Annotated in this window: 11 protein-coding genes and 1 riboswitch; of the genes, 4 read left to right on the forward strand and 7 right to left on the reverse strand. The window is 68.2% G+C overall.

Going from position 1 to position 10,674, the window contains the following annotated elements:
• Positions 1 to 5: 5 nt before the first annotated feature.
• Complete coding sequence (locus tag ACMUOY_RS04110) at positions 6 to 644, reverse strand: TetR/AcrR family transcriptional regulator (RefSeq protein ID WP_413891384.1); 639 nt, start codon at positions 642 to 644, stop codon at positions 6 to 8.
• A gap of 295 nt (positions 645 to 939) precedes the next feature.
• Here ACMUOY_RS04110 and ACMUOY_RS04115 point away from each other — a divergent pair, with 295 nt between their 5' ends.
• The gene (locus ACMUOY_RS04115) at positions 940 to 1,668 is read left to right on the forward strand and encodes a hypothetical protein (protein WP_413891386.1); all 729 of its coding nucleotides are present in this window, start codon (positions 940 to 942) and stop codon (positions 1,666 to 1,668) included.
• Positions 1,669 to 1,827: 159 nt separating this feature from the next.
• On the opposite strand, the gene ACMUOY_RS04120 is transcribed toward ACMUOY_RS04115, so the two are convergent.
• The 6 genes from ACMUOY_RS04120 to ACMUOY_RS04145 are packed head-to-tail and all read right to left on the reverse strand — an operon-like array spanning position 1,828 to position 8,973.
• Positions 1,828 to 3,321, reverse strand: a complete 1,494-nt coding sequence (locus ACMUOY_RS04120) for a cobyric acid synthase (RefSeq protein ID WP_413891388.1) — start codon at positions 3,319 to 3,321, stop codon at positions 1,828 to 1,830.
• Between the two features lie 25 nt (positions 3,322 to 3,346).
• A complete protein-coding gene (locus ACMUOY_RS04125) occupies positions 3,347 to 4,111 on the reverse strand; it encodes an ABC transporter ATP-binding protein (protein ID WP_413891390.1) in 765 nt (254 codons plus the stop codon).
• Positions 4,108 to 5,115, reverse strand: a complete 1,008-nt coding sequence (locus tag ACMUOY_RS04130; RefSeq protein ID WP_413891392.1) for a FecCD family ABC transporter permease — start codon at positions 5,113 to 5,115, stop codon at positions 4,108 to 4,110. Before ACMUOY_RS04130 ends, ACMUOY_RS04125 begins: the two co-directional genes overlap by 4 nt.
• Positions 5,116 to 5,173: 58 nt before the next feature.
• On the reverse strand, positions 5,174 to 6,181 hold the full coding sequence (locus ACMUOY_RS04135; protein WP_413891394.1) for an ABC transporter substrate-binding protein: 1,008 nt from the start codon (positions 6,179 to 6,181) through the stop codon (positions 5,174 to 5,176).
• 40 nt (positions 6,182 to 6,221) lie between these two features.
• Positions 6,222 to 7,088, reverse strand: coding sequence for an ABC transporter substrate-binding protein (locus tag ACMUOY_RS04140; protein WP_413891396.1), 867 nt, complete (start codon positions 7,086 to 7,088; stop codon positions 6,222 to 6,224).
• Positions 7,089 to 7,113: 25 nt separating this feature from the next.
• Complete coding sequence (locus tag ACMUOY_RS04145) at positions 7,114 to 8,973, reverse strand: TonB-dependent receptor domain-containing protein (RefSeq protein WP_413891398.1); 1,860 nt, start codon at positions 8,971 to 8,973, stop codon at positions 7,114 to 7,116.
• An 80-nt stretch (positions 8,974 to 9,053) separates the two neighbouring features.
• Positions 9,054 to 9,293: riboswitch (cobalamin riboswitch) on the reverse strand.
• Positions 9,294 to 9,341: 48 nt separating this feature from the next.
• Between ACMUOY_RS04145 and ACMUOY_RS04150 the strand changes: the two genes are divergently transcribed.
• The 3 genes from ACMUOY_RS04150 to ACMUOY_RS04160 all read left to right on the forward strand — a co-directional run.
• Entirely contained in the window at positions 9,342 to 9,563 is a 222-nt protein-coding gene (locus ACMUOY_RS04150; protein WP_413891400.1) for a DUF904 domain-containing protein, read from the forward strand.
• On the forward strand, positions 9,560 to 9,904 hold the full coding sequence (locus tag ACMUOY_RS04155) for a cell division protein ZapA (RefSeq protein WP_413891402.1): 345 nt from the start codon (positions 9,560 to 9,562) through the stop codon (positions 9,902 to 9,904). The genes ACMUOY_RS04150 and ACMUOY_RS04155 overlap by 4 nt, the downstream gene beginning before the upstream one ends.
• Positions 9,905 to 10,191: 287 nt before the next feature.
• On the forward strand, positions 10,192 to 10,674 hold a 483-nt coding region (locus ACMUOY_RS04160; protein WP_413891404.1), incomplete at its 3' end, for a sulfite exporter TauE/SafE family protein.

Consider the following 10,674-nt stretch of genomic DNA (forward strand, 5'->3'; position numbering starts at 1 on the left):
CCCCTTCACGGCTTGGGTGCTCCCGCAGGCGGCCCTCCCGCGGCTACCGCCAGCGCAACGCCGATCTTGCCCATCAGGTCCTCTCTGAAGTGCTCCACAACCCCCGGCGCCAGAACCAGATGCCGCATGACATGGGCGTTCGAAATGCTCGCCATGCCGTGCAGGGTGGACCAGATGAACAGGGCGTCCAGGTCCGCCCGGGCCCGTTGTTCGGGCGAATCGCCATGCGTCTTTCGAAGGTTGTTGCGCAGGATGTCGAAGGCGTGAACGGCGTTTGCGATGAGTTCCGGGTGTTGCGCGGGCTCGGGCCAGGGCGTGCCGAACATCAGCCGGTATTCGAGCGGTTTCTTCTGCGCATAGTCAAGGTAAGCGTGGCCCATCGAGTCCAGGTCCTCATCCGGGCTGGCGCCCCCGACCCGGCGGTCCAGATGATCGGTAAAGTCCACGAAACAGCGCCGCATGATCTCCGCGAGCAAGTGATCGCGGCTCTCAAAATGCCGGTACGGGGCCTGGTGCGAGATGCCCAGCTTGCGCGCCACGTCGCGCATGCTCAGGCCCTCCACGCCCTGTTCCGCGATCACCTCGCGCGCGGCCTGCACGCAGGCTTCCTTCAGGTCGAATGTCTTGTTTTTCTTGGGGGGCACGTCGTTGATCTCTGTAAAGCCGGGTTGGGTTCAGTGCCCGCGATGGTGGATGACGCCACGCCGCACCGCCTCCGCGATTCCAACCGAGAGATTGAACCGGTGCGGCCTCTGCCGCGAGTACGATAAATCCATGTAGTTGACAGTGTCTACATTATATTGCATGCTATGTAGACACTGTCAACAAATTGATCCGCCATGACTGCAAACACGCTCCAGATCCTCAACCCTTCAACCCTTCAACCCTTCAACCCTCGGCCCCTGGGACCTGCTCAATGAACTGCTGAACCGCCAGCGCGTGCTGACGCTCTATGCCCTTCTGATGTTGGCCGCGATGATCCCCACGCTGGTCCTGGCGGTCGTGGACGAACGAACGCTCAGGGAGGTCAGCCTATGGGCCAAGCCGCTCAAGTTCATGGCCTCGACGGCCCTGTTTTCAATGACCACGGCCTGGTTCATGGGCTTGCTCCCGCAAGACGGTCGCCACTCGCCGGCCAGTCGGGCGGTGGTGTGGACGCTGGTCTGGACGTCCCTGTTCGAGGTGGCCTACATCAGCCTGCAGGCGGCCCTGGGCGCCCCGTCCCACTACAACTTCGCAGATCCCTTTCACGCCGCGATGTTCGCCCTGATGGGCTTGGCCGCGGTGCTGCTGACCGGCACGCAGGGCGTCCTGGCCTGGCTGATCTACCGGCACTGTGTGCAGCGGCCCCTGCCCGTCGCCACGAAGGCGGTGCTGGCCGGTCTGGTCCTGACTTTCGTGCTGTCCACCGTGAGCGGCTTCATGCTGGGCGGCCAGCAGCCTCCCGCAGGCAGCGGCCTGCCCATCGCCGGTTGGCACCTGGGCGGCGGTGACCTGCGCCCCGCGCATTTTGTGGGCGTGCACGCCCAGCAATTGATTCCACTGGCCGGCCTGCTGCTCCAGCGCCACCTGTCCGTGTTTGCAGCCCCCGGCCTGTGGCTGGTGACGGGCGCCTATGTGGCCGGCTGGGTGCTGTTGGCCAGGTTCGGAATGCCGGTGGCCCTGTGAGCCGCAGGATCGCTCCCCGGACGAATGGCACCGCTATGCCCGGCAAGAGAGGCCACCCGCTGCGCACGAGCCCGAATACTCCTGAACAAGGAGCACAAAACGACCGTTCGACGCTGGGAAGATGCAATACATCCCTGAAAATCAGGAAGCGGGATGGTTTCAGGCCCCGGTTGAGCCGCTTTCGGCGACCAGTGCCTCCAGTGCCCCCGGCGCGAAGTGCTGCTCGACGAAATCTGCCAGGCCGTCGAACACATTGTCGAGCGTCGGCACGCTGGCGCCGAACAGGGCCTGCAGGACCGAGGGGTCTTCGAACAGGCCATGCAGGTACAGACCCAGCACGTTGCCGGCAGCGTTCTGCCAGCCCAGGGGCTCGCCTTGCGGGCCGGTCAGCGCCACGCGGGCAAGGTCGCCAGCGGCGGCCATCGCGGGGTGCTGGGCGGTCTGGCCATGGTGGATTTCATAGCCCGACACGGGCACGCCCGCCAGTGCGTCCCATGGCCCGGCCAGTGAGCCGAAACGGGCTTGCGTGCGCTGCACCGTCTTGGCGGGGGCAAACACCGTGACCAGCGGCAGCAGGCCGAGGCCGGGTGCGTTGCCATCGATGCCATGCGGGTCGATCAGCGCCTCACCCAGCATCTGCAGGCCGCCGCAGATGCCCAGCACCGCCCCGCCCTGAGCGGCATGCGCGGCAATGGCGCGGTCCAGCCCCTGGGCGCGCAGCCAGAGCAAGTCGCTGCTGGTGTGTTTGGAGCCGGGCAGGACGACCCAGTCGGCGCCGGCCAGGTCGGCCGGGCCACGCGCCCATTTCAGACGCACGTCGGGCAGCTGGTTCAGCGGTTGAAATTCGTCAAGGTTGCTGATGCGCGGGGTGGCAACGACGGCAATGGTCCTGGCGACCACGCCTTGGACTTCAGGGCGAGCATGAATCACGCCATCTTCCTCCGGCAAGCCATGCTGCCACCACATCGGCAGCACCGCCACGGTGGGCACGCCGGTCAGGTCCTGCAGCATCTGCGGGCCGGGTGCCAGCAGGGCGGGGTCACCCCGGAACTTGTTCAGCACGAAGCCTTTGATGCGCGCACGATCGGCCTCGGGCAGCAGCGCCCAGGTGCCGTAGAGGTGGGCAAAGGCGCCGCCACGGTCGATGTCGGTGACCAGCAGGCAGGTAGCGTTGCAGTGCCGGGCCACGCGCAGGTTCACGACGTCGCAGTCGGCCAGGTTGATCTCGGCGGGTGAGCCGGCGCCTTCGATCACCACGACGTCGTGCTCCGCGCGCAGGGCATCGAGCGCGGCGGTGATGGCCGGCCAGACGTGGTTGCTGCGTTCACGCCAGGGCATCGCGCCGAGGTCGCCACGGACCTGACCCAGCAGCACGACCTGGCTGTGCGTGTCGGACTCGGGCTTGAGCAGCAGGGGGTTCATGCGTACGTCGGGCGCGGCGCCCGCGGCCAGTGCCTGGAAGAACTGCGCCGATCCGATCTCACCCTCCCCCACCACCCGTGCGTTGTTGCTCATGTTCTGTGCCTTGAAGGGTGCGACCCGCAGGCCCTGGCGGGCGTAGTGGCGGCACAGGGCGGTGGCCAGCCAGCTCTTGCCGGCACCGCTGGTGGTGCCGAGCACCATCACACAGCGGGCGGGAGGTCTGGAGGCCATGTTCTATTGTTTACGGATGTGGCGGCTACTTCGGCAGCGCCACCCACTGTCCGGCCAGCGGGTGGATGGCGATGCGGTGGTCGAACACCTGCTCCAGCGCGCGGTGCGTGGCCGCATCGGCGCAGGCGCCCTGCCAGGCCACCTGGCCCTGCGACAGGATCACCAGTTCGTCGGCATGCAGCGCCAGCGAGATTTCATGCAGCACGCTGACCACCGTGCGACCGCAGGCGACCTGCTCGCGCACCATGCGCAACCAGTCGGCCTGGTGCGGCGGGTCGAGGTTGGCCAGGGGTTCGTCCATGAGCAGCACCTGCGCCTGCACGGCCAGCGCGCGGGCCAGCAGCACGCGCTGGCGCTCGCCGCCGGAGAGCTGGCCCAGCGGGCGCTCGCGCCAGTCCCAGGCCTGCGTGGCGCGCAGCGCCTGCTCCACCGCGGCGTGGTCGGCCGCGCTCGGTGCCGCGAGCCAGGCCTGGTGCGGCAGGCGGCCGAGCATCGCCACGTCCCAGGCGCTCAGGTCTTCAGCCGAGCCTTCGCTCTGCCCGAGCCAAGCCAACTGCCGGGCCCGTTCCCGGCCCGACAGGGCCTGCATCGGCGTGCCAAGCAGCCGCACCTCGCCGGTGTGCGGCAGCAGCCCGGCCAGCACCTTGAGAAGTGTGGATTTGCCGGCTCCGTTGGGGCCGACGATGCAGGTCCAGCGCCCGGCCGGCAGGGAGAGGTCGAGCCCGTGCAAGATCTCGACGCCGCCCAGCGCGGCGCGCAAGCCCAGCGTCTGCACGGCCACGGCGCTCACACGGCCCCCTTGGCGCCGCGACCGCGGTGCATCAGCCACAGGAGGTAGCCGCCGCCCAGCACGGCGGTGAGCACGCCCACCGGCAATTCCTGCGGCGCAATCCAGCTGCGCGCCAGCAGATCGGCCGCCAGCAGCAGCACGCCACCGGCCAGCGCCGACAGCCCCACCAGCCGGGCATGGGTGGTTCGGACCACCGAGCGCACCAGGTGCGGCGCGGCCAGGCCGACAAAGGCGATCAGGCCGGTCTGCGCCACCGCGGCCCCGGTGGCCAGGGCCATGACGGCGACGAGCGCCAGCCGCAAGGGCGCGAGCGGCAGCCCCAGGCTGCGCGCCGTGGCCTCGCCCAGCGTGAGGCCGTCCAGCACCGGGCTGACGGTCCAGGCCGTGGACAGGCACAGCACGAAGGCGAGGCCCATCGGCACGCAGGCCGGCCAGCCGACAAATCCCGTGGAGCCGAGCAGGAAGGCCTGCATGGCCGGCATCGTCTCGGGCACCATCAGCGTGACCAACGAGCCCAGGGCCCCCAGCACCACGCCGACGATCACGCCGGCCAGCAACAGGCGCAGCGTGTGCTGCACGCCGCGCGCCAGCGCCAGCGTCAGCAGCACTGCCGCCATCGCGCCGATAAAGGCCGCGCCGGTCAGCCCCAGCGTGGTCAGCCAGGACGCCGCCAGCGGGCTGGCCCCGAACAGCGCCAGGGCCAGTGCCACGCCCAGCGACGCGCCCGAGGCGCTGCCGAGCAGAAACGGATCGGCCAGCGGGTTGCGAAACAGGCCCTGCGCCACCGCACCCGCCAGGCCCAGCAGCGCGCCGGCCAGCCAGGCGCCCAGGGTGCGCGGCAGGCGGATGTCGATCACGATCTGCCAGGCGGCCGGGTCGTCGGCAAGTTTGCGGATGCTGGCCCATCCCGTGCTGCCCACGCCGGCACCGATGCCCATCAGCAGGACGGACAGCCCCAGCAGCAGCACCGCCAGCCAGACGGCGCGCCGGTGGACGCGGGCCATCGGGCTCACCGATCCCCTCCCGCGGCGGCGTCGATGCGGGTTGCGCGCCGGGACACGTTCATGGCCGGGCGCCCGGCGCCACCGTGGGCAGGGTCGGCGCGCGGCTGGCAAGACACGAAGCCATGAGCCGCGCCGCCTCGGCCAGGCGCGGGCCGGCGCGCACCAGGATATCGGCCTGCGCGGGCGCAAACACGCACACCCGCTGCTCGCGCACCGAACGAAGGGCCGCCCAGCCGGGGCGGCCGGCCAGGCCGGTGAAGTGTTCATCACCGATCATGATGACGTCGGGGTCGGCCTTCACGACGAACTCGGGGTTCAGTTTGGGGAACGGGCCCAGGTTGCCCGGCACGATGCTGCGCGCGTCCAGCCGGGCGAGCATTTCACCGATGAAGGAGGCCTCGCTGGCCGCGTAAGGGCCGCTGCCCACCTCGAAGTACACCCGTGCGCCGCGCGAACGTGGTGGTATCGACTGCGCGATCGTGCCCAGCGCGGTCTCGATCCGGAACCAGACGCGCTGGGCGTCCGCGTCGGGCAAGCCCAGCGCGCGCCCCACCTGCGCCAGCACCCGGTGCACGTCGGCCATGTTGCGCGGCTCCAGCGCCACCACCTTGATGCCCAGCGCCTCCAGCCGAGCCGCAGCTCGCGTGGACGTGGCCAGCAGCACCAGGTCGGGCTTGAGCGCCACCACGGCCTCGATGCTGGGGTCGAGCCCGCCGCCGACGCGTGGCAGCGATGCAATGCTCGCGGGCCAGTTGGAGTAGCGGTCCACTCCGACCAGCCGGGGGCACTGGCCGAGTTCGCACACGGTTTCGGTCAGCGAGGGCAGCAGGGAGACGATGCGCTGCGGCGGCGCGGCCAGCGTGACCGTGATGCCCCGGTCATCGGTGAGCTGCACCGCCAACGCGGGCAGCGCGACGCCGAGTGCGAGGGCGGCGTACGCCACCCGCGCCAGGGCTGCCCAGCGTCCCGCCCGTCCCAACACCGGTTGCCGTGAAATCTGCGCAGCAACTTCATTTTTGATAGCAAACAATGACCCAAACACGCTGGGAAGTTGCCAATTTTTCATGAAAAACCCCGGTACAGGCCTTCTCGCGGTGGCGGGGCGTTCATCCATCGCGTTCGCTCCAGTCCTGAATGATGCGGTGCAGCTGCGCCACCCCGTCCGTCAGCGCCGCAGGGCCCGGCTGCAGGATGTCGGCCGACTTGATCTCGAAGAGCTGGCCGTTTCTGACCGCGTTCACGGCCTGCCAGCCCGGGCGCGCCGCGACTTTCTCGGGCCGGAATTTCTTGCCGCACCAGGAGCCGATGACGATGTCGGGGCAACGCCGCACGATCTCCGACGGGTCGGCAATGATGCGGTTCTTGCCCAGCGGCTCGTTGGCCAGCTCGGCAAAACAGTCGTCGCCGCCGGCGATGCCGACCAGCTCCGACACCCAGCGGATGGCGCTGATCGGCGGCTCGTCCCATTCCTCGAAATACACGCGCGGCCGCCGGGGCAGTCGCGAGGCGGCGGCTTCAATTGCTTGCAGGCCGGCGCGCATCGCCTCGATCCGCTGCAGGCCCTGCTTCACCTGCCCCACCATCGCGGCGACCTGGTAGAGCATCGAAAAGATCTCCGCCACGCTGCGCTGGTTGAACACCGTGACCTGCACGCCGTGGCGGATCAGCGCGGCCGCGATGTCGGCCTGCAGGTCGGAAAAGCCGAACACGCAGTCCGGCTCCAGCGCCAGGATCGCATCGATCTTTGCGCTCAGAAACGCGCTGACCCGCGGCTTTTCCTGGCGCGCCCGCCGGGGCCGCACCGTGTAGCCCGAGATCCCGACGATGCGCGCCTGCTCGCCCAGCAGGTAGAGCCACTCGGTGGTCTCCTCGGTCAGGCAGACGATGCGCCGGGGCACCCAGCCGTGCGCTCCCGGCTCGGGCGTCCTTGCACCACTCTGGGCTGGGTCGGGGGCGGCATTCGGGTCGGACATGGCGGGGCGCGTGCAGGCGATGGGCTTACTTCTGGTTCCAGACGATACCCGCATAAGCGCCGATGCCGGGCTGGCTGTAGCCCCAGGCGGTCTGGTACTGGCGGTCGAACAGATTGTCGATGCGCCCCGTAAGGGCAATTTCCGGGCTCACGGCATAACGCACGGTGACGTTCGTGACCGAGTAGGCGGGCAACATGGGATTGAGGGCGGTGTCGGGCCGCTTGCCGGTGTAGTTGACATTGGCGCCGAACAGCCAGGCGCCCCAGGGCAGGTTGATCCCGACCGACGCCATCTGGCGCGCGCGCCGAGGCAGCCAGGCGCCAGTGCTGTCGTCCACCGGGTCCTGGGCGGTCAGGCTGGCGCGCACGTCCGCCGCGGAAAGCTTGCCGTTGAAGCTGACTTCCAGGCCCTTGTTGGTGGCCTTGGTGACATTTTCGAACCGGAAGGTGTTGAAGTCGTACAGCATCAGGTTGTCGGTCTGCGTGCTGAACAGGGTGGCGCGCATCACCTGGGGCCCCTCGGCCCATTGAAGGCCCAGCTCACCGGAGCGCGCGGTCTCGGGCTGCAGCTGCGGGTTGCCCGAGAACGGGTCGTAGAGGTAGCCCAGCGGCGGCAGGTTGAACGCCGACGACACGGTGGCGATCAGCTTCCACGCGGGCGTGAGCTGGTAGCCGTATCCCGCGTAACCGGTGGTCTGCGAGGCCATGCCACTGACGGCGTCGTTGCGCACGTTCAGCTGCAGGGCGTGCGGGCCGCTCGTTCCTGACACGCCGGCAAACAGCGCAGTCACGCCACGCGAGGTGTTGAGCGTGGTCGCATAGCTGTCGGACGTATCGATGGACTGAAGCTGTCGCTCGGCACCGGCGGTCAGTTGCCAGAGGCCCAGCGCGACCGTGTTGGTCCAGTTCAGCGTGCGGCTGCGCGAGGTGGCCTGGCTGTCGTACGGATAGGCGGTGAGCGTGGCGTCGTACATCGATTTCTCGCGTCCCTGGCTGTAGGTCAGCTCGCTGCGCCAGTCGGCGGTGATCTGGTTGTGGCTGTAGAGCGACCCGTTGCCCAGCGCACTGCTGCCCTTGTAGACATCGGTGGCGCTGCCCCAGCCGCCGCCATCGGTGTCGAACCGGCCTTGCGTGCCCTGCGCGCGAAAGCCAATGGTCTGCCCCGGCGCCAGCAGGTGCGAGACCGAGAGGTTGACGTTGACGTTGCGGTAGCCATCAAGATCCGGGTTCTCGCCAGGATGCTGCGCCACGTCGATGGCCGAGATGCCGGTGGTGCGGTGCCCGCCAATGCCCAGCGCAAAACGGGTGTCGCCAACCTGCCCACCCACGCCTGCGGCCGCGCGCACTGTGCTGAAGGAGCCGGCCTCCAGTTGCGCATAGCCGGCCGGCTTGCCCTGCCCCTTGCGCGTGAAGAGCTGGATCACGCCGCCCACGGCACCGCTTCCATAGATCGCCGAGACGTTGCCGCGCACGATCTCCACCCGCTCGATCGAGTCGAGCATGATGTGCTCCAGGCTCACGGTGCCAGTGGTGTCCTGCTTGGTCAGCGGCACGCCGTCGATCATGACCAGCACCTGCATCGCCGCACTGCCGCGCAGGAACAGGCTGGTGGCGCTTCCGCGCCCGCCGTTCTGCACCGACTGGAAGCCGGCCTCGCCCGCCAGCAGCGAGGCCAGGTCGACCGCCTGGGACCGCTCGATGGCGTCGCGCCCGATGACGGTGGTGTGGGGCAGCGCGTCGGTCAGCAGCTGCTCCGAGCGATTGGCCGTGACCACGGTCTCGCGAAGTTCGGAGGCTGGTGCCGAGGTCTGGGCCAAGGCGGGAAAGGCAGCGCCGAGCGCGATGGACAGCGCGGCCATGCGCGGGTGGGAAAACGAAGGCGTCATGTTGAACCGGATTGACAGGTGTCCTTACCGGCATCCCCGCCAGTACCTGGACGAAAAGGCCGCTCCGGCTGCCGTTGCAGCAAGACGACCACCGAGTTGGCCGGTATCCGGGCTGATGGACCGACTCTCAACGCCTTCCCAGTCGCCGGTTCAGGGCGTCCAGTGGCGGTGTGCTGAAAGCGGAATCAGGGTTGATTCGTCCACTTACCGTTGCGGGGGCAGCGCAGGTTAGGTCGGTTCCGAAGAAACTTTCCCCCCTGCTTCCCGTTGAACTGCGGCATGTGAACCACACCGCGAGCACCAACGCCGCAGATTGTAGCGGCCGGGCTTGCGCAAACCCTACAATCCGGGATCAACCTCCTGTGCCCATGGCGAACCCGTCCCAGATCGAACAGATTACCGAACGCGTTGACCGCTTGCTCGTGCGTTACGAAGAGCTGCAGCGAACCAACGCCTTGCTGGCACAGCAGGTCGCCTCACTGACCAACGAGCGCGACTCGCTGAAATCGCGCCTGAATGCGGCCCGTGCACGGATTGACGCCTTGCTGGAGCGTCTGCCTGAAGCGGCTTCGCCGAAAGACACCGCATGAAGCAGATCGAAGTCCAGATCCTCGGCCAGGGCTATCTGCTGGGTTGTCCCGAGGGCGGCGAATCGCGCCTGCTGGAGGCCGTGGAGCGCGTGGACACCGCCATGTGCCGCATCCGCGATGCCGGCAAGATCCGCGCACGCGACCGCATCGCGGTGCTGGCCGCACTGAACCTCGCCTTTGATCTGGCCGACCGCAGCATGGCCGAGCTTCAAGCCCGCCGGGATCAGCCCGCACCGATGCCCCCTGCTGCGACAACGGACGCCACCAGCGACGATGCGCAACTGACCTCCTTACTGCAACGCCTGGACCGTTGCCTGGGCGACGACGGCCAGTTGCTCTGACGCCGGCCACAGCGCTTGGCGACGCAGCGCCACTGGGCCTACAATGGACCCGTCTGCGGTGCATGCCGGGCTTTATATTTCCTTGAACCAATGCTCATAGAGCCCGGGCTTGGAACATCCCCTGGTGAGCGTGATCATCTCGCGTCAGATGAACCCAACGCCAGGTTGACCTAGCCCACCTGAACCCCGGTTCAGGATGCCGGTCCGGTGGCACTCGCAGACGCCTTATTCCCCCATCGCCAGCCTTGTCGCTGGCGTTTTCTTTTTGAAATCGAACCGGGCTGCCCATGATCCCCGAACCCTTGCTGATCCTTGAGCTGGCCCTGCTCGGCACCTGCACCGGTTTTCTGGCCGGCTTGCTGGGCATCGGTGGCGGCATGCTGATGGTGCCGTTCATGACCTTCATCCTGTCGTCCAAAGGTTTCCCGGCCGACTACACCGTCAAGATGGCGGTGGCCACGTCGCTGGCGACGATCTGCTTCACCTCGCTTTCTTCCGTGCGGGCGCATCACCAGCGTGGCGCGGTGTTGTGGCCCGTTGCCCGCCTGCTGGCGCCAGGCATCCTGGTCGGGTCGGCGCTGGGGGCCCAGATCGCCGTGGCCATGCCGGGCAAGGTACTCAGCGTGCTTTTCGCGCTGTTCGTGGGCTTCTCGGCGACCCAGATGTTTCTGGACCGCAAGCCCAAACCCACGCGCACCCTGCCCGCAGGACCCGGGATGTTTGCGATGGGCGGATTGATCGGCATGCTGTCGGCCCTGGTGGGCGCGGGT

The organism is Candidatus Skiveiella danica (assembly GCF_022705245.1).
Taxonomy (GTDB): domain Bacteria; phylum Pseudomonadota; class Gammaproteobacteria; order Burkholderiales; family Burkholderiaceae_C; genus Skiveiella; species Skiveiella danica.